Raw genomic sequence first — 19,339 nt, forward strand, 5'->3', positions numbered from 1 at the left:
TGCAGAGCCCGACGTATTGTTTCCCGCTCTTTCTCGTGGTTTCGTGCAGCAACCCTGCAAGAAGTTGCGACAAGGAGGTCGCGATGCGTCGGGTCGTCGCCGCGCTCGCTGCACTGGTTCTGCTCCCCCTCACACCGGTCCAGGCCGTTGCCGCACCGAAGCAACGCCTCGCCGTGGGCGAGGTGGTGGACATAGCGCCCGGTGTGCGCGACGGGGACGCGAAACTCGCGTTGCCGCCGAAGCGCGACGACCTCCGAGGTGAGCGGTTCTACTTCGTGATGCCCGACCGGTTCGCGAACGGCGACCCCGGCAACGACCGCGGCCGCTCCACCGCCGCCGAGAACGGCTTCAACCCCGCTGACAAGGGCTTCTACCACGGCGGTGACCTCAAGGGCCTGCGCGGGAAGCTCGACTACCTCGACGGCATGGGCATCACGGCGATCTGGATGACGCCGATGTTCCTCAACCGCTGGGTGCAGGGCGATTCCGCCGGCTACCACGGTTACTGGACCGTCGACTTCACCAAGCTCGACCCGCACTTCGGCACCACGCAGGAGATGCGCGACCTGATCCGCGACGCGCACCGGCGCGGCATCAAGGTGTTCTTCGACATCGTCGCGAACCACACCGCCGACGTGATCAAGTACGCCGAGGGCAAGACGCAGTACGTCAGCACGGGTGCGCAGCCGTACCTGGACGCCGACGGCAAGCCGTTCGACATCGCCGAGTACGCGGGCCGCAAGGACTTCCCGAAGCTCGACGCGGCCAAGTCGTTCCCGTACACGCCAGTCAAGCAGGGCCCGACGAAGTACCCGTTGTGGCTCAACGACTCCACGCTCTACCACAACCGCGGTGACTCGACGTTCTCCGGCGAGTCGAGCGAGCAGGGCGACTTCTCCGGCCTCGACGACCTGATGACCGAGCACCCGCGCGTGGTCAACGGCATGAAGGACATCTTCACCAGCTGGATCGACACGCTCGACATCGACGGCTACCGCGTCGACACCGTCAAGCACGTCAACCTGGAGTTCTGGCAGGCACTCGCGCCGCACGTGAAGCAGTACGCGAACCGCAAGGGCAAGAAGGACTTCTTCGTGTTCGGCGAGGTCTTCGACTCCTCCCCGGAGAACACCTCGAAGTACACGACCGCGGGGAAGATGCAGGCCACGCTGGACTTCCCGTTCCAGAGCAGCGCGCTGAGCTTCCTGTCCGGCAAGGGCTCGCAGCGGCTCGGTGAGGTGCTGCTGGACGACGACCGCTACACCGACGCCGACTCCAACGCCTCGTCGTTGCCCACGTTCCTCGGCAACCACGACATGGGCCGCATCGCGTGGATGATCCGCAACGACCGTCCTGGCATCTCGGACGCCGAACTGCTGGAACGGCTCAAGCTCGGCAACGCCCTGATGTACCTGTGGCGCGGCAACCCGGTCGTCTACTACGGCGACGAGCAGGGTTTCGCGGGCACGGGCGGCGACAAGCTGGCGCGCCAGGACATGTTCGCTTCCAAGACGCCGGAGTACATGGCGGAGAAGCTGGTCGGGTCGGATCGAACTGGAGCCCAGGACAACTTCAACACCGCGCACCCGCTCTACCAGCAGCTCAAGGCACTCGCGGCCCAGGTCGACCGCGACCCCGTGTGGCGTGACGGCAACCAGGTGCTCCGGTACGCCGACGGTGACGTGTTCGCGTTCAGCCGCATCCTCGGCCGCGAGCACCTCGTCGTCGCCAACGCGGGCACCTCGCCCGCGACCGTGACCGTGCCGGTGTCCTCGGCGGCGTTCGAGAACGCGCAGGTCCAGAACGGCCGTGTCACGGTGACCGTGCCCGCGCTGTCGACGTTGGTGCTCAAGGGAACCAGCGATGTGACGGCCTCGAAGCCGTCGCCCGTGCTGGTCGCGCCGGCCGCTGGAACCGTGCTGGACAAGCGGGTCGAGCTCCGCGCGGACGGCATCGGCGCGCCCAACGCGGCCGCCACGTTCGCGGCGCGCGTCGAAGGCACCAGCGACTGGACCGTGCTGGGCACCGACGACGCCGCTCCGTACCGCGTTTTCGCTGACCTGTCAGCACTTCCGGGCGCCGCGGTGGGCAAGCGCGTCGAGCTGCGGGTCGTGGCGAAGTCGGGGGAGATCGGTGCGGACGGCGCGTTCGTCTCGCTGGTCGCCGCGCCGCCGGTGCCGGATCCCGGCACGAAGAACCCGGACTGGCTGGTCGTGCACTACGCACGCGACAACTACGACGGCTGGGGCCTGCACGCCTGGGGCGACATCGAGACGCCGGTCGACTGGAACGCGCCGCTGCCGTTCGCGGGGGAGGACTCCTACGGGCGCTTCGCGTGGGTGAAGCTGATGCCGGGCGCGAAGTCCGTTGGGATCATCGCGCACAAGGGCGACGAGAAGGACACGTCCGCCGACCGGTTCGTCGACCCGAGCGTGACGCCCGAGGTGTGGCTGAAGCAGGGCCAGCCGCAGGTGTTCGCCTCGGAGCAGGCCGCTACCGGCAAGGCGGTCGTGCACTACGTCGGTGACGCCACGGGAACCGTGGTGCGAGTGGCCGGACGGGCGGACGTGCCGTTCACCAACGGCCAGGCGGAACTTCCCCCGACCACGGACTTCTCGGTGGTGCGCGGCACGACCGTGGAGGCTTCCGGCAAGTTCACGAGTGGCCACTCGTGGGTCGCGAACGGCGAGGTGCACGCCACGAAGGCCGCTGCCGAGAACCGGGCGGTGATCCACTACCACCGCGCGGACGGCGACTACACCGACTGGACGATGTACCACTGGACGGGGTCCGCGGAGCCCTCGCCGGGCTGGAACCAGTCGCAGGTGCCGGACGGGCGGGACGCGTTCGGTGTGTACTGGTCGGTGCCGCTCGCCGCGGGCGCGGCGGGGCTGAGCTACATCATCCACCGCGGCGACACCAAGGACCCCGGACCCGACCAGTTCCTCGACCTGGGGCAGAAGGGGAACGAGGTGTGGCAGTTGCAGGGCAACGAGACCTACCTGCTGCCGTCGAACGCCGGTCCGGCCGCCGATGACGACCTGACCAAGGCCAAGGCGATCTGGATCTCCCGCGACAAGGTCGTGTGGGACGTGCCGGCGGTCCAGTCCGACGGCTACCGGCTCGAGTACGGCTCACGGGTGCTGCGGCTGTCTCCCACGACCGAGGAGGTGTCGGCGCAGTTCCCGCACCTGCGCGGCACGCCGGTGTTCGCGGTGCGCGGGTTCGTCGACGAGGCGTTGCGGGACAAGCTCTCCGCCGTGCACGTCGACGCGGGCGGCGCGATCCGGCACCGCACGGGTGTGCAGATCGCGGGGGTGCTCGACGACCGTTATGCCGCTGCCGCAACGAAACTGACGTTCGGGCCGACGTTCGACCGCGACCGCGCGTCGGTGCGGTTGTGGGCGCCGACCGCTCAGAACGTGAAGCTGCGGCTGTTCGACCAGCCGTCCGGCGAACCCCAGAAGGTCGTGCAGCTCAAGCGCGACGACGCCTCGGGCTCGTGGACCGGTTCCGGCAACTGGAAGAACAGGTACTACCAGTTCGAGGTCACCAACTGGCAGCGCACGGTCGTGGTCACCGACCCGTACTCCGTCGCCCTGTCGGTGAACTCGACGCACTCGCAGTTCGCCGACCTCCAGGACGGCCGGTCGATGCCCGCCGGGTGGTCTCGCGACGTGGCCAAGGGCATGGGCGGCGCGATCACCGAGCTGCACGTGCGGGACTTCTCGATCAACGACCAGTCCGTCCCGGCGGCCGATCGCGGCACGTACAAGGCGTTCACGCACCGCGACTCCGTCGGCATGAAGCACCTCAGGACGTTGGCGGGCGCGGGCATGGACACCGTGCACCTGCTGCCGACGTTCGACATCGCGACGATCCCCGAGAAGCGCTCGGAGCAGGCAACGCCCGCGTGTGATCTGAAGTCGTTGCCCGCGGACTCTTCTGAACAGCAGGCCTGCGTCGGTGCGGTGGCTGGTCGTGACGGCTTCAACTGGGGCTACGACCCGTTCCACTACGACGTGCCGGAGGGTTCGTACGCCACGGCGGACGCGCAGAACGGCTGGGCGCGGTCGAAGCAGTACCGCGAGATGGTGAAGTCGTTGCACGACAACGGCAACCGCGTCGTGGTGGACGTGGTCTACAACCACACTGCGGCGTTCGGCGACGCACCGACGTCTGTGTTGGACAAGGTCGTGCCCGGCTACTACCAGCGGCTCAACCTCGACGGGTCGGTCGCGAACTCGACGTGCTGCGCGAACACGGCGACCGAGAACGCCATGATGGGCAAGCTCGTCGTGGACTCGGTGGTGCGCTGGGCGCGCAACTACAAGGTCGACGGGTTCCGGTTCGACCTGATGGGCCACCACCCGAAGGCGAACATCCTGGCCGTGCGGGCCGCCCTGGACGCGCTGACCGTGGAGAAGGACGGCGTGGACGGGCGCAAGATCGGCGTCTACGGCGAGGGCTGGGACTTCGGCGAGGTGGCCGGCAACGCCCGGTTCGAGCAGGCCACCCAGGCGAACATGGCGGGCACGGGCATCGGCACGTTCAGCGACCGGCTGCGTGACGCGGTGCGCGGCGGTGGGCCGTTCGACGACGACCCGCGCGTGCAGGGCATCGGTTCCGGTCTGGCCGGGGACGTGAACTCGTCGCCCGCCAACGGTGATGTCGCCGCACGGCTGGAGAACTACAGCGACCTGGTGAAGCTGGGCATGGCAGGCAACATGGCGTCGTACCGGTTCCAGTCGACGGCCGGGCCGGTGGTTGCGGGACGGGATGTCCGGTACAACGGCTCGCCTGCCGGGTACACCGGGCAGCCGTTGGAGGCCATCACGTACGTCGATGCGCACGACAACGAGACGTTGTTCGACGCGTTGACCTACAAGTTGAAGCCTTCGACGTCTGCCGCGGATCGCGTGAAGATGCAGACGGTGGCACTGGCGCCGGTGCTGCTCGGGCAGGGGTGGCCGTTCGTCCACGCGGGCACCGAGTTCCTGCGCTCGAAGTCGTTGGACCGCAACAGCTACGACTCCGGCGACTGGTTCAACTCCTACGACCCGTCGTTGCGCGACAACGGCTTCGGTCGAGGTCTGCCGCCCAAGGCCGACAACGAGTCGAAGTGGCCGTACGCGAAGCCGTTGCTGGCCGGGCCGAAGCCTTCGTCCGCGGACATGAAGGCCTCGCTGGACGCGACGCTGGAGCTGCTGCGCATTCGTCAGTCGTCGCCGCTGTTCTCGCTCGGGTCGGCCGACCTCGTGCAGCAGAAGGTGTCGTTCCCGGCCGCGGCGTCCGGGGTGATCGTCATGCACGTCGACGACACGGTCGGCCCGGACGTGGACCCGGCCCGGCGCGGGCTCGTCGTGGTGATCAACCCGTACCCGACGGACCAGGCCGTCACGCTGCCGCCTGGTGACTGGAAGCCCGTGACCAGCGAGAAGCGGGCGGGGGCAGCGCGTTCGGTCGTGGTGCTCGAGAGGTAGTTGGGCTCACAAATAGTTTTGCTGACAGATTATTTGGTACCGTAGTGCTCATGGGCACGACGGGGTGTGTTGACCTGCTGATGCTGCTGCATCTGACGGGGCATGCGCTGGAGACAGAGCTGACGGCGAGGCTCGCGGAGATCGGACTGACTCCGCGAGCCCGCTGCGTGTTGTCCAACGCGCTGGACGCGGATCGCACGCAGTCCGAGATCGCCGACCTGGCCAGCATCGACAAGACGACCATGGTCGTGACGATGGACGCCCTGGAGTCGGCGGGGTATGCAGAGCGCAAGCCGTCGCCGTCGGACCGTCGTGCGCGCGTGGTCGTGGTGACCGAGCTGGGCCGGGAGATGGTGGCGAAGGGCGACCGGGTCGTGGCCGACGTCTACGAGAGCGTCCTGGGCTCGTTGCCGGCCGATGAGCGAGATGGCCTGGTCAGGGGCCTGGAGCGGCTGTTGGAGGGGCGCCTGAGCGTGCCGATGCCGTGCGAGAAGCCGCCGCGCAAACGTGCTCTGCGTCATGCAGTTGGGTAAAAGATAGTCCCGTACAAAACTATCTGTTACGGTTCCTCTTATGACTTCAGGGGGATCGAAGACGGACTCGCGCTGGCTGGCGCTGATCGTGCTGTGCGCGGGCATGTTGATGATCGTTCTCGATCAGACGATCGTGAACGTGGCACTGCCCGCGATCGAGGAAGACCTCAAGTTCGGCCAGGCCGGGCTGGCCTGGGTCGTGAACGCGTACCTGATCGCGTACGGCGGTCTGCTGCTGCTCGCCGGGCGCCTGGGCGACCTGATCGGGCACAAGAAGGTGTTCCTGCTCGGCCTCGGCGTCTTCACGGTCGCGTCGCTGCTGTGCGGTGTGTCGTTCAGCGCGGAGATGCTGATCGTTTCTCGTTTCGTCCAGGGTGCCGGTGGCGCTCTGGCCACGTCGGTGACGCTGGGCATGGTCGTGACGATGTTCCCGGAGCCGGAGGAGCAGAGGCGCGCCATCGGTGTGTTCAGCTTCGTGGCGGCGGCGGGCGCGTCCATCGGCCTGCTGCTCGGCGGCGTGCTGACCGACGCCATGTCGTGGCACTGGATCTTCTTCGTGAACATCCCGATCGGCGTCGTGGCGGCGGTGGCTGCTGTCCGCCTGGTGCCTTCGTCGGTGGGGCTGGGCCTGCGCGAGGGCGCGGACGTCCTCGGCGCACTGCTGATCGTGGCCGCGGTGATGCTCGGCGTGTACACGATCGTCAAGGCGGAGCACTACGGCTTCGGCTCGGTCCAGACACTCGGCCTGGGCGCCGTAGCGGTGGCGTTGCTGGTGGGCTTCGTGTGGCGCCAACGCACCGCCGTGAAGCCGTTGCTGCCGTTGCGGGTTTTCCGTTCACGCAACGTGACCGGTGCGAACCTGGTGCAGATCTCGATGGTCGCCGGCATGTTCGGCTTGTTCTTCCTCGGCACGCTGTACATGCAGCTCGTGCTGTCGTACACGCCGCTGCAGATCGGCCTGGCGTTCATGCCCGTCGCCGGCGCGATCGCGGTGTTCTCGGTGTCGCTCTCGGCACGCCTGAACACCCGGTTCGGCGAGCGGAACATGCTGATCGTGGGCCTGCTGTTCATGCTGGTGGGCATGGTGGTGTTCACGCAGGTGCCGGTGGACGGCTCTTACGTCGCCCACATCCTGCCCGCGGTGGCACCGCTCGGCATCGGCCTGGGCCTGTCGTTCCCGGCCCTGATGTCGCTCGCGATGTCCGGCGCCGCACACGACGAGGCCGGCCTCGCGTCGGGGTTGGTGAACACGACCGCGCAGGTGGGCGGCGCCCTCGGCCTGGCGGTGCTGGCGACCACCTCGACCACGTACACGTCGTCGCTGCTGGCGTCAGGCGTCGGCCGGCTGGAGGCGTTGACGTCGGGCTTCCACCTGGCGTTCTGGATCTCCGCCGTGCTCGTGGCGGTGGCGCTGGGCCTGGCGGTGTTCGTGCTGCGGCAGGTCACGCCGGACCGCGAGGCCCAGCCGGTGCTGGTGCACTAGCGGCTTCGCTACCCTGTCGGCACTTCCCGTTCCTGTTTTGCAAGGAGTTGTCCGTCGTGTCCGAGCGCACCCTGGTTCTGGTCAAGCCCGATGGCGTCGAGCGTGGTCTCGTTGGCGAGGTGATCGCCCGCATCGAGCGCAAGGGCCTCAAGCTCGCCGCGCTGGAGCTGCGCACCGCTGACCGTGCCACCGCCGAGCAGCACTACGCGGAGCACGACGGCAAGCCGTTCTACAACGACCTCGTCGACTTCATCACCGGCGGCCCGCTGGTCGCGCTGGTCGTGGAGGGCGTGCGGGCGATCCCCGCGTTCCGTCAGCTCGCCGGCGGCACCGACCCCGTGGAGAAGGCGACTCCCGGCACGATCCGTGGGGACTTCGGGCTGGAGGTCCAGTACAACCTGGTGCACGGGTCGGACTCGGCGGAGTCGGCGGAGCGCGAGATCAAGATCTGGTTCCCGAACCTCTGAGGGGTTTGCTGAACGGCCTCGGCTTTGTGCCGGGGCCGTTTTGTTTGCTTGGAGGGATCCCACCGCCGGGGCCGCTCGAGTGTGCGGGTGGGCTCGGCCATCGCGCCTGTCGGGGCGTTGGCCCTTGATCCACAGCGCTTCGCGCGGGCTGGCTGGAACCCCGCGGATCAGGCGGTTCGGCGCGGGCTGCTTCCCAAGCCGCCTGCCTTCGCGCCGTTCAGCACTGTCCCCTCCGGATATCCGAGGGGCAGGTACATGTCCACCGCGTCCCACCGTTCGTTGCCCACCGCGATCGCGTTCGGCATCCGCCCGTACTCCCGGAAACCGAGGCTTTCGTAGAGCTCGATCGCGCCGTGGTTGTTGCCGCGCACGCCCAGCATGAGGATCTCGATGCCCGCCTCGCGGGCGCGGTCGATCAAGCCCGCGACGACCAGTTTGCCGAGGCCCAGGCCTCGCGCGCTGGGGTGGGCCATGATCTGCTGGATCTCGGCGCGGTGCTGGAAGACGGCGGTGCCTCCACGCCGCCAGAGCCCCACCGCCCGCACCACACCGTCGACCAGAGCGGCGGCGAACGCGGCGTCGTCGTCGCGGACCTGCTTCAGCACGCCGTCGAGCCACAGCGAAATGCGTTCCAGGGTTGGGGGCTCGTGGTAGCCGACGGCGCCGCCTGAGGCGACCACGTCGTGCACGACTGCGTGGATTTCGGCGCGCATCTGGTCGTCGGCCTCGGTCAGCCACCGCAGCGAGATCTCCGGCATGTCGCGATCGTAATTGCGTCGAAAATTGTCGGACCCCTTGGCTAACGTCGGGTGGGTGGAGAACCTCGTCGAGGCCAAGGCGCTGACCAAGCACTTCGGGACGTTCGAAGCCGTGCGCGGCATCGACGTCGAGGTGCGGCGCGGGGAGGCTTTCGGGTTTCTCGGGCCCAACGGGGCGGGGAAGTCGTCGACCATGCGGATGATCTCGTGCGTGTCCGGGCGCACGGGTGGTGAGCTGAAGGTTCTCGGCATGGATCCGGACGTCGACGGGCCCAAGATCCGGGCGCGGCTCGGGGTGGTGCCGCAGCTGGACAATTTGGACACCGAGCTCACGGTCCGGCAGAACCTCCAGGTCTACGGGCGGTACTTCGGGATGTCGCGGCAGAAGTGTCGCGAGAAGGCGACGGAGCTGCTGGAGTTCGCGCAGCTCTCGGACCGGGCCGACCACGAGGTCGAACCGTTGTCGGGCGGGATGAAGCGCCGGCTGACGATCGCGCGGTCGTTGGTCAACGACCCCGAGCTGCTGCTGCTCGACGAACCCACGACGGGGTTGGACCCGCAGGCGCGGCACCTGTTGTGGGACAGGCTGTTCCGGCTCAAGCAGGACGGCGTCACGCTCATCATCACCACGCACTACATGGACGAGGCCGAGCAGCTCTGCGACCGGCTCGTGGTCATGGACGGCGGGCGGATCGCGGCCGAGGGGTCGCCCGCCGAGCTGATCGGCCGGTACTCCACCAGGGAGGTGCTGGAGCTGCGGTTCCAGCCGGGGGCGCCGAAGCCCGACCTCGAGCGGTTCGCCGAGCGGGTCGAGGTGCTGCCGGACAGGTTGCTGCTCTACACGCAGGACGGTGAGCACACGCTCGGCAAAGTCCACGAGGCCGGGGTGCAGCCGGTGCAGAGCTTGGTTCGGCGGAGTTCACTGGAGGACGTGTTCCTCAAGCTCACCGGCCGGACGTTGGTGGACTGATGCAGACGCTGAAGGCCTCCTGGTTCGGCTTCGAGAAGCACTGGACGTGGTACCGGCGCAACTGGCGGGCCACGGTCGTGACGAGCTTCCTCACGCCGGTGCTGTTCCTGCTGGCGCTCGGGATCGGGTTCGGCTCGCAGGTGCAGTCGACGGCGCTAATCGGAGGCGTGCCGTACCTGCAGTACATCGCGCCGGCGTTGGTGGTGGTCACGGCGTTGCAGGGGGCCACGTTCGAGGCGACGTACGCGATCATGTCAGCGTTCCTGTGGCAGAAGACGTACGTCGGCATGGTGGCCACGCCGATCACGCCCGCGCAGGTCCTCTACGGGCAGGTGTTGTGGATCGGGGCGCAGTTGTTCGCGCGCTCGGCGGTCTTCGTGGTCATCGCGGTGCTGCTGGGAGCGGCGGCCGGTCCGGGACTGCTGTGGTCGGTTCCACTCGGGACGCTGGCGGGGCTCGCGTTCGCCTGTCCGTTGATCGCCTACAGCGCGCGGCTGGACAAACCGGACAGCTTCACCACCATCTTCCGCTTCGTGCTCATGCCAATGATGTTGTTCACCGGCGCGTACTTCCCGGTCAGCCAGCTGCCTGACTGGTTGGTGCCGCTGGTGTGGCTGACGCCGGCGTGGCACGGCATCGAGCTCGCGCGCGGCACCGCGTTCGGGACGTTGGACCTCTTACCGGCGTTGGGGCACATCGCGTTCCTCACGGCGATGACGGCCGCGGGCATCGCCCTCGCGGTGAAGACCTTCCACCGAAGGCTGGCGGTATGACGCAGACCCTCGATCGAGAGAAGGCCGCGCCCGCGAGCGTCGGGTTGCTGTGGCGCGTGATCCCGCCGGGGCTGTACGGCGGGAAGGCCAGCATGCTCGTGGAACGGGCCGCGCTGGTGAACCGGCGGGCCTGGTTCGTGCTGGTCGGCGGGGCCTTCGAGCCCCTGCTGTTCCTGTGGTCGCTCGGGCTCGGCTTCGGTCAGATGGTCAGCTCGGTGGCCGGGCCGGACGGGCGGCCGATCAGTTACGCGGCGTTCGTGGCGCCCGCGCTGCTGGCGGCGAGCGCGATGAACGGGGCCGTGTACGACGCGACGTTCAACGTGTTCTTCAAGTTCAAGTACGTGAAGCTGTACGACGCGATGCTCACGACCCCGATGGGGCCGATGGACATCGCGATCGGGGAGATCTCCTGGGCGTTGCTGCGGGGCGGGCTGTACTCGGCCGGGTTCCTCGCGGTGATGCTCGGGATGGGGCTCATCGCCTCGCCGTGGGCGTTGCTCGCGTTGCCGGTGGCGCTGCTGGTGGCGTTCGCGTTCGCGGCGGTGGGCATGGCGGCGACGACGTTCATGCGGTCGTGGCAGGACTTCGACCTCGTGCAGCTCGCGGTGCTGCCGCTGTTCCTGTTCTCGACGACGTTCTACCCGCTGTCGGTCTACCCCGGCTGGTTGCAGGCGGTGGTCAGCTGGACGCCGCTCTACCACGCGATCGAGCTGATGCGCGGGCTCACGCTGGGCGTGGTCGGCTGGGGCATGCTCGGTCACGTCGCGTACTTCGTGGTGTTGGCGGCCGTGGGAACGGTGGTGGCGGCGAGGCGCCTGGGGACGTTGTTGCTGGACTGACCGCGATTCGGCGTCCTGTGCCGCGATCGGCAACCAACGCCCGCGTCTTCGGCGCTCAGCAGGGCGCCTCGCGGCACCGGCCCCACATAACCAGGATGAGGACGTGGGGCCGGCACCGCGATGCACCCGTCTGACCACCGAATACGGAGCAAAGGCTGCCGATCGCGGCACTGACACAGGGCCCGTTACTCTGGAAGCGTGAGTGTCGAGTCTGTTTTCCCCAGGTTGGAGCCACTGCTGCCGCGGATCTCCAAGCCGGTGCAGTACGTCGGCGGGGAGCTCAACGCGACCGTCAAGGACTGGGACGCGGCGTCCGTGCGCTGGGCTTTGATGTACCCCGACGCGTACGAGGTCGGCCTGCCGAACCAGGGCGTCATGATCCTCTACGAGATCCTCAACGAGCTGCCGGACGTGCTCGCCGAGCGCACGTACGCCGTGTGGCCGGACCTCGAGAAGCTCATGCGTGAGCACGACGTCCCGCAGTTCACGGTGGACGGGCACCGGCCGTTGAAGGCGTTCGACCTGATGGGCATCAGCTTCGCGACGGAGCTGGGCTACACGAACATGCTCACGGCCCTGGACCTCGCGGGCATCCCGATCCACGCTGCCGACCGCACCGAGGACGACCCGATCGTGGTCGCCGGCGGCCACGCGGCGTTCAACCCGGAGCCGATCGCGGACTTCGTCGACGCGGCGGTGCTCGGCGACGGTGAGGAAGCCGTCCTCGAGATCACCGAGATCGTGAAGACGTGGAAGGCCGAGGGGTGTCCCGGCGGCCGCGACGAGGTGCTGACCAGGCTCGCCGAGACCGGTGGCGTCTACGTCCCGCGCTTCTACGACGTGGAGTACCTGCCGGACGGCCGCATCCAGCGCGTCGTGCCGAACCGCGACCGCGTGCCGTACCGCGTGTTCAAGCGCACCACGATGGACCTCGACGCGTGGCCGTACCCGAAGCAGCCGCTGGTGCCGCTCGCCGAGAGCGTGCACGAGCGGATGAGCGTCGAGATCTTCCGCGGCTGCACCCGCGGCTGCCGCTTCTGCCAGGCGGGCATGATCACCCGCCCGGTGCGTGAACGGTCCATCGAGGGCATCGGCGCCATGGTCCAGAAGGGACTGGAGGCGACCGGCTTCGAGGAGGTCGGGCTTCTCAGCCTGTCCAGCGCCGACCACAGCGAGATCGCCGAGATCACCAAGGGCCTCGCGGACCGCTACGAGGGCACGAACACGGGCCTGAGCCTGCCGAGCACCCGCGTCGACGCGTTCAACATCGATCTCGCGAACGAGTTGTCCCGCAACGGAAGGCGCTCCGGTCTCACCTTCGCGCCCGAAGGCGGCAGCGAGCGGATGCGGCGCGTCATCAACAAGATGGTGTCCGAAGAGGACCTCATCAGGACGGTGTCGGCCGCGTTCTCCAACGGCTGGCGCCAGGTGAAGCTGTACTTCATGTGCGGCCTGCCCACCGAGGAGGACGAGGACGTCCTGCAGATCGCGGAGATGGCGAAGAACGTCATCCGCGCCGGACGTCAGGCCAGCGGCCGCAACGACGTCCGCTGCACGATCTCCATCGGCGGTTTCGTGCCCAAGCCGCACACGCCGTTCCAGTGGGCCCCGCAGTGCGACCCGGACACGGTCGACGACCGGCTCCGCAAGCTCCGCGAGGCCGTCAACGCCGACCGCAGCCTCGGCCGCAACATCGGCATGCGCTACCACGACGGCAAGCCGAGCCTCATCGAAGGCCTGCTCAGCCGCGGTGACCGCCGCATCGGCAAGGTCATCGAGGCCGTGTGGCGCGACGGCGGCCGGTTCGACGGCTGGACCGAGCACTTCTCCTACGACCGCTGGACCACCATGGCCGCGCGGGAGCTGGAGCCGCTCGGCGTCGACCTCGCCTGGTTCACCACGCGTGAGCGCGAGGAGCTGGAGGTCCTGCCCTGGGACCACCTCGACTCGGGCCTCGACAAGGAATGGCTCTGGGCCGACTGGCAGGACGCGCTCGACGAGCGCGAGCAGGACGACTGCCGCTGGACGCCGTGCTTCGACTGCGGTGTCTGCCCGGCGATGGGCACGGACATCGAGGTCGGCCCGACGGGCCGCAAGCTGCTGCCGATCTCCCCGGTGGGCGTCGGCTCGCCGGTGAAGAACCCGTCCCTGACCTCATAGCTCTCAGCTGACGGCACGCGGGGCCCTTTCGTGCGGCCAGAGCGAACGAAAGCTCCCCGCGTGCACTTCGTACGAGCGTTGGCGGCCCTACTTCGTGACGGCGGCCAGCGCGTCCACGAGCCCGTGCCCGTAGAACGAGTTGTACTCCGAGTACCCGGTGCAGAACGCGTCCTGCACCCCGGTCCCGTTCAGGTCGTAGTCAGCCGGACACGCCAACGTCTCCGCCTGCGCGTTCAGCATCCGCCCCAGCGACAGCGCGTCGGTGTCCGGATGCGTCGACGCGATCAGCGCCGCCACCCCGGCCGCGTGCGGGGTCGCCATCGACGTCCCGCACGAGTAGTCGTAGCCGGACGGCACGGTCGACAGCACGCACCCGCCCTGCGTCCGCGAGTCGCCACCTGGTGCCGTCACGTCGATCGCGCCGAGCCCGTACGAGCTGTAGCCCGCCTTGGTCTTGGTCGACTCCACCGCCGACACGCCGACCACGTTCTTGAGCTGCGCGGGCAGCACCACGCAGGTCGAGTCGACCGGCCGCGTCTGCGCGTCGCCGTTCGTCGGAGACACCGAGTCACGGCCCGGCCGGGACAGGTCCGCCGCGTTGTTGCCCGCCGCGGCGACCGTGAGCACGTTGCGAGAGGTGGCGTAGTCGACGGCACGACGCACGGCCTCGTACACGACGCGCTGACCAGGAGCGCTCTGGCACGTGAACAGGTACGGGTCGATGAAGTAGCTGTTGTTGGTGATGGTCATGCCCTGTGCGGCAGCCCACATGAAGCCGCACACCGCGTACTCGGGGTAGATGAAGCCGTCGTCGTCCACGACCTTCACGGACGCGATGCGCACACCGGGTGCGACGCCCGTGGTGCCGCGGCCGTCGTCAGCCGCGGCGATGGTGCCCGCGACGTGCGTGCCGTGGGCCGAGGTCGTCGGGGCCCACGCGCCGGGTGACGTGTCCGGCTTGCCGGTCAGGCAGCCCGCGGACAGCTCCGGGGCCAGCGCCTCGACCAGGTCGGGGTGACGCGGGTCGACACCGGAGTCCAGCACGCCCACGACCACGGACTTCGAACCCGTGCTGATCGCGTGCGCGGCCGGGGCCTTGATGAGATCCATGTCCCACTGTTCGCCGGAGCGGACGCCGGACGGCCTCAGCAGCTCGGTGTCGTCCTTCTTCCGCTTCACCGACTTCTTGACGCTCTCTGCCTGGGCGCTGTACGCGCGCTGCGGGCCGATCATCTTGAGGAATCCCGGGTCGGGTGACGTGGCCACCGCGACACCGATCTCCGGGTAGTAGACGGTCGTGGTGCCGCACGCCTCCGCGATCTCGGCGTTGGCCGCCTCAGCGGTCGTGAACTGCGAGAACACCACGAGGTAGCGCAGCAGCGGGCCCGGCTGGATGCACGAGGAGACCGCCGGCTCCGCACCGGCGGGAAGTGACGCCGCCAGACACCCGGCCGCGAGCAGCGCGGACAGAGCCGCCGCCCGTGCGCGGTGGAGCAGAGGCACCGGGGACCTCCAGGTTGGCAAGGCGTCCAGTCAGCCGGACCGTAGCCACGCGCAACGATCTAGACAAGCTGAACGTTCTGAATCGGGTTCACGGTACCGTCCTACCGGACGAACAGCCTGCGCCGATGGGACCGCTCACCCGTCGGAACACCTCTCGGGAGCACCACTGAGCCGCCACCAGCCCAACAACCCGTCTGCCGCAGCCGTGCAGAAACTGCGCCTCCGCTACACCAAGCGGGGGAGGTTGCGTTTCACCTCGCACCGCGACATCGCTCGTACGTTCGAACGTGCGCTGCGCAGGGCAGGCGTACCCATGGCGTACTCGCAGGGCTTCAGCCCTCACCCGAAGGTGTCGTGGGTCGGTGCCGCGCCGACCGGTGTCGCCAGCGAGGCGGAGTACGTCGAGGTGTCGGTGGTCGAACGGGTCGACCCGCAGGCGCTGAAGATCGCACTCGACGAGGCCCTGCCGCCCGGCATCGACGTCGTCGACATCGTGCAGGCGCACGGTGGCAACCTCACCGAGCGCATCGACGCGAGCGAGTGGCGGATCGAGCTCGACGGGGTCGAGCCCGATGAGCTCGCGAAAGCGGTGAGCGTCTTCCTCGCGGCGGAGTCCGTCGAGGTCGAACGGCTCACCAAGAGCGGCACGAAGATGCTCGACGTGCGGCCCGCCGTCGTGTCAGCGCTGGTCGAACCACGTTCGAGCGACGCCGGACACGATGAGGCCGGATTGTCACAACCGTGTGGGATACTCATGACGGTCGTTCGGCAGGTAACGCCTACCGTCCGACCCGACGACGTGCTGAATGCGCTTCGTGTCGTCGCCGATCTCGTGCCGCCGGTACCTGCGAGAGCAACCCGGATGGCGCAGGGACGGCTCGACGACGAAGGCAGGCTGGTGGACCCGCTCCAGCAGGACAGAGAGTCCTGACGAGTGCAGACGGTGTCTGATTGGTCCTCGCCAGCCGCGCGCAAACAGGAGGAGCGGCGCTGACAGCGGCGTCGTCGTGGGACCTGCGCAAGCGTGCGCCCGGTGAGGCGCCACGCCACTGCGCGCGAGGCAAGGATTCCCGCCGCGAGCAGCGGTGGAGAGAGACAAGAGAGGCCCCTGCGCGGCCGCGTCCTCACGGGACGCGCCCGGGGGTGGAGGAGCTGCATGTCGAACACGGAAAAGCCTGCCGGTGGCACCGGCGGGCAGGGTGTGGTTGCCGCACGCCCTGAGCTGGCGGACCTGCCGGACAAGCTGCGGGTGCACGCGTTGGCGAAGCTGCTGGACGTCAGCAGCAAGGACGTGATGACGGCGCTGGCCGACCTCGGTGAGGTCGCCCGCAGCGCGCAGTCGAGCGTGAGCCGCGACGTCGCGCTGAAGGTCGCCGAGACCCTGGTGGACTGGGACGACGTCGTCACCGGTGAGGTCACCGAGGACTACGAGCCGCCTGCGGTCCCCGCCTTCGAGGCACCGGCGCTCGCGCCGATCTTCGCGGCACCGACGGCGGTCTTCATGCCGCCGCAGCCGATCGAACGGCCGAAGGCGGCGGCGTCGCCCTTCGTCGTCGAGGAGGAGTCGGCGCAGGACGAGAAGTCCGTCGGCGAGATCGCCGCGGACGAGCTCGACGCCGCGGAGGCGGAAGCGGAGACCGAGGGCGAGGACGAGGGCGACAGCCGTCGCCGTCGTCGTCGTGGCCGCCGTGGCCGTGGCCGCGGGAAGGGCACGGACGCCGAGGCGGGTGGCGAGGAGACCGACGAGGCCGAGGACGCCGAGGCCACCTCGGAGACCGAAGCCGCCGACGAGACCGACGAGGAGGGCGACGAGAGCTCGACCCGTCGTCGCCGCCGTCGCCGCCGCCGCAAGACCGGCGCGGACGACGACGTGACGTCCGAGGACGACCCGCCGAACACGGTGGTGCACGTCCGCGAGTCGCGCGACGCGCGTGACGACAAGGCCGACTCCGAGGCCGCGCAGAGCGAGGTGCGCAGCATCCGCGGCTCGACGCGCCTGGAGGCCAAGCGCCAGCGCCGGCGCGACGGTCGCGAGGCCGGTCGCCGCCGTGCCCCGGTGCTGACCGAGGCCGAGTTCCTGGCCCGCCGCGAGGCCGTGGCCCGCACGATGGTCGTCCGCGAGCGCGGCGACCGCACCCAGATCGGCGTGCTGGAAGACGGCGTGCTCGTCGAGCACTTCGTCACGTCGTCGGGCAGCGGCTCGATCGTGGGCAACGTCTACCTCGGCCGCGTGCAGAACGTGCTGCCGAGCATGGAGGCCGCGTTCATCGACATCGGCCGCGGCCGCAACGCCGTGCTGTACGCCGGTGAGGTCGACTGGGACGCCGCCGGTCTCGAGGGCAAGTCCCGCAAGATCGAGCAGGCGTTGTCGAGCGGCGACTCCGTGCTCGTCCAGGTCACCAAGGACCCGGTCGGCCACAAGGGCGCGCGCCTCACGACCCAGATCAGCCTGCCCGGCCGCTTCCTGGTCTACGTGCCGGGCGGCGGTGCGACGGGCATCAGCCGCAAGCTGCCGGACAACGAGCGCAAGCGCCTCAAGGACATCCTCAAGCGGGTCGTCCCCGAGGACGCCGGCGTGATCATCCGCACCGCCTCGGAGGGCATCTCCGAGGAGGAGCTGGCGCGCGACGTCACGCGTCTGCAGGCGCAGTGGAAGGTCATCAAGGAGAAGTCCGAGAGCACCTCCACCAAGGCGCCGACGCTGCTCTACGAAGAGCCGGACCTGCTGGTGAAGGTCGTCCGCGACCTGTTCACCGAGGACTTCGCCCAGCTCGTCGTCCAGGGCGACGAGGCGTGGGACGTCATCGACGGCTACGTCCGCCACGTGGCGCCGGACCTGCAGGACCGCCTGAAGAAGCACGTCGGCAACAACGACGCGTTCGTCGAGTACCGCATCGACGAGCAGCTGTTGAAGGCGCTCGACCGCAAGGTCTGGCTGCCCTCGGGCGGCTACCTGATCATCGACCGCACCGAGGCGATGACGGTCATCGACGTCAACACCGGCAAGTTCACCGGATCGGGTGGCAATCTCGAAGAGACGGTGACTCGCAACAACCTGGAGTCGGCCGAGGAGATCGTCCGACAGCTCCGGCTGCGCGACATCGGCGGCATCATCGTCATCGACTTCATCGACATGGTCCTGGAGTCGAACCGCGACCTGGTGCTGCGCCGCCTGACCGAGTGCCTGGGCCGTGACCGCACGCGTCACCAGGTCGCCGAGGTCACCTCGCTGGGCCTGGTGCAGATGACCCGCAAGCGGGTCGGCACCGGTCTGCTCGAGGCGTTCAGCCAGACGTGTGAGCACTGCCGCGGCCGCGGCGTCGTCGTGTCCACCGAGCCCGTGCACTCGCACGGCGGTGGCAACGGCGGCGGCCAGCAGCAGCCGCAGGGCGGTGGCCGCAAGTCGCGCCGCAACAAGGGTGGTTCGGAGCAGGCGGCCGAGGTGGTCGAGGCGGCCGTCGAGGCGCCGGTCGAGCCGGAGATCCCCGAGGTCGTCGAGCCGGGCGAGCCCGAGGACGTCTCCGAGGACGCGGTCGCCGCGGACCAGGAGCACGACAGCCACGGCGGTCGCCGCCGTCGCCGTCGTCGCCGCGACAAGGAGTCGCAGGCGGTCGTCGACGCGGTCGTGGTCGAGGAGCAGGCGGTCAACGGCACCGTGCCGCACGAGGTCGCGGAGGACCCGGCCCCGGTCGAGGTCGAGCCGGTCGTCGAGACCCCGGCGCAGCAGCCTGCCGCCGAGGTCATCGAGGAGTCGGCCGAGGAGCTCGTCGAGCCGGTGGCCCCGGAACCCGAGCGCCCGCTGGTGACCGGCCGGATCGGCGCGCAGCAGCCCGCCGTGACGGGCCGCATCGGTGCGCAGCAGCCGAAGCCGGTCGAGGAGCCCGCGCAGGCACCCGTCGTGACCGGTCGCATCGGCGCACAGCTGCCCAAGCCGGTCGAGGAGCCCGCGCAGGAGCCCGTGGCGGCTCCCGAGCCGGTCGCCGCGCCCGAACCCGTCGCCCAGGCCCCTGTGGTGCCCGTGGAGCCTCCTGCGGCCCGTCCGCGGCGTCGTGCGGCCAAGCGCGCCGCCGGTGCCCCGGTCGCGCACGAGGCGCCCGCTCCGGTGGTCGTCGAGGTGCCGAAGCAGCCCGAGGTCCAGATGCCCGCACCGGTGGTCACCACCACCCGCAGGCGCCGCGCCGTGTCGCGGCCCGCGGGACCGCCGGTCCAGGAGGACTGACGCAGGAGCGGTCGTGCGTGCAGGGCGCTCACCGAGGCGAACGCCCTGCACGTGTTCGGACAGATCCCCAGACCGGGGCTGCCTTCAGGCGGCCCCGGTTCTGCTGTGTGAGGGACTGCACAGCCAGCACGAACGCGATCAGGGCACCCCG

12 protein-coding genes are annotated in these 19,339 nt (G+C 69.1%); 10 read left to right on the top strand and 2 right to left on the bottom strand.

Annotated features, from left to right (window positions below):
• Positions 1–83 precede the first annotated feature (83 nt).
• From pulA to ndk, 4 genes are read left to right on the top strand one after another with little or no spacing between them, the layout of a single operon-like run.
• Positions 84–5,483, top strand: coding sequence for a pullulanase-type alpha-1,6-glucosidase (pulA, locus tag AOM45_RS17980; RefSeq protein ID WP_051783546.1), 5,400 nt, complete (start codon positions 84–86; stop codon positions 5,481–5,483).
• A gap of 50 nt (positions 5,484–5,533) precedes the next feature.
• The gene (locus tag AOM45_RS17985) at positions 5,534–6,016 is read left to right on the top strand and encodes a MarR family winged helix-turn-helix transcriptional regulator (RefSeq protein WP_030468132.1); all 483 of its coding nucleotides are present in this window, start codon (positions 5,534–5,536) and stop codon (positions 6,014–6,016) included.
• 40 nt (positions 6,017–6,056) lie between these two features.
• On the top strand, positions 6,057–7,499 hold the full coding sequence (locus AOM45_RS17990; RefSeq protein ID WP_030468131.1) for a DHA2 family efflux MFS transporter permease subunit: 1,443 nt from the start codon (positions 6,057–6,059) through the stop codon (positions 7,497–7,499).
• Positions 7,500–7,555: 56 nt separating this feature from the next.
• Entirely contained in the window at positions 7,556–7,966 is a 411-nt protein-coding gene (gene ndk / locus AOM45_RS17995) for a nucleoside-diphosphate kinase (protein WP_030468130.1), read from the top strand.
• 167 nt (positions 7,967–8,133) lie between these two features.
• On the opposite strand, the gene AOM45_RS18000 is transcribed toward ndk, so the two are convergent.
• Positions 8,134–8,724 carry a GNAT family N-acetyltransferase gene (locus AOM45_RS18000; protein ID WP_030468129.1) on the bottom strand — a complete coding sequence of 197 codons (591 nt, stop codon included), beginning with the start codon at positions 8,722–8,724 and terminating at the stop codon, positions 8,134–8,136.
• A gap of 55 nt (positions 8,725–8,779) precedes the next feature.
• Between AOM45_RS18000 and AOM45_RS18005 the strand changes: the two genes are divergently transcribed.
• The 4 genes from AOM45_RS18005 to AOM45_RS18020 all read left to right on the top strand — a co-directional run bounded on the left by AOM45_RS18005 (position 8,780) and on the right by AOM45_RS18020 (position 13,466).
• Entirely contained in the window at positions 8,780–9,694 is a 915-nt protein-coding gene (locus AOM45_RS18005) for an ABC transporter ATP-binding protein (protein WP_236703727.1), read from the top strand.
• Positions 9,694–10,467, top strand: coding sequence for an ABC transporter permease (locus AOM45_RS18010; protein WP_030468127.1), 774 nt, complete (start codon positions 9,694–9,696; stop codon positions 10,465–10,467). The genes AOM45_RS18005 and AOM45_RS18010 overlap by 1 nt, the downstream gene beginning before the upstream one ends.
• On the top strand, positions 10,464–11,306 hold the full coding sequence (locus tag AOM45_RS18015; protein ID WP_030468126.1) for an ABC transporter permease: 843 nt from the start codon (positions 10,464–10,466) through the stop codon (positions 11,304–11,306). Before AOM45_RS18010 ends, AOM45_RS18015 begins: the two co-directional genes overlap by 4 nt.
• A gap of 198 nt (positions 11,307–11,504) precedes the next feature.
• Entirely contained in the window at positions 11,505–13,466 is a 1,962-nt protein-coding gene (locus tag AOM45_RS18020) for a TIGR03960 family B12-binding radical SAM protein (RefSeq protein WP_030468125.1), read from the top strand.
• Positions 13,467–13,553: 87 nt separating this feature from the next.
• On the opposite strand, the gene AOM45_RS18025 is transcribed toward AOM45_RS18020, so the two are convergent.
• Complete coding sequence (locus tag AOM45_RS18025) at positions 13,554–14,969, bottom strand: S8 family peptidase (protein WP_030468124.1); 1,416 nt, start codon at positions 14,967–14,969, stop codon at positions 13,554–13,556.
• 205 nt (positions 14,970–15,174) lie between these two features.
• On the opposite strand from AOM45_RS18025, the gene AOM45_RS18030 reads away from it, so the two are divergent.
• Positions 15,175–15,900 (top strand): TIGR03936 family radical SAM-associated protein, encoded by a 726-nt coding sequence (locus AOM45_RS18030; RefSeq protein WP_030468123.1) that lies wholly within the window; start codon positions 15,175–15,177, stop codon positions 15,898–15,900.
• A 225-nt stretch (positions 15,901–16,125) separates the two neighbouring features.
• Positions 16,126–19,188: a translation initiation factor IF-2 N-terminal domain-containing protein gene (locus AOM45_RS18035; protein WP_030468122.1), complete on the top strand. Its 3,063-nt coding sequence runs from the start codon at positions 16,126–16,128 to the stop codon at positions 19,186–19,188.
• Positions 19,189–19,339 lie beyond the last annotated feature (151 nt).

The organism is Lentzea aerocolonigenes (genome assembly GCF_000974445.1).
Classification (GTDB): Bacteria; Actinomycetota; Actinomycetes; order Mycobacteriales; family Pseudonocardiaceae; genus Lentzea; species Lentzea aerocolonigenes.

Coding starts and splice junctions, on each gene's coding strand:
- pulA (WP_051783546.1), top strand. CDS start 84: ATGCGTCGGGTCGTCGCCGCGCTCGCTGCACTGGTTCTGCTCCCCCTC.
- AOM45_RS17985 (WP_030468132.1), top strand. CDS start 5,534: ATGGGCACGACGGGGTGTGTTGACCTGCTGATGCTGCTGCATCTGACG.
- AOM45_RS17990 (WP_030468131.1), top strand. CDS start 6,057: ATGACTTCAGGGGGATCGAAGACGGACTCGCGCTGGCTGGCGCTGATC.
- AOM45_RS18000 (WP_030468129.1), bottom strand. CDS start 8,724: ATGCCGGAGATCTCGCTGCGGTGGCTGACCGAGGCCGACGACCAGATG.
- AOM45_RS18010 (WP_030468127.1), top strand. CDS start 9,694: ATGCAGACGCTGAAGGCCTCCTGGTTCGGCTTCGAGAAGCACTGGACG.
- AOM45_RS18015 (WP_030468126.1), top strand. CDS start 10,464: ATGACGCAGACCCTCGATCGAGAGAAGGCCGCGCCCGCGAGCGTCGGG.
- AOM45_RS18035 (WP_030468122.1), top strand. CDS start 16,126: ATGTCGAACACGGAAAAGCCTGCCGGTGGCACCGGCGGGCAGGGTGTG.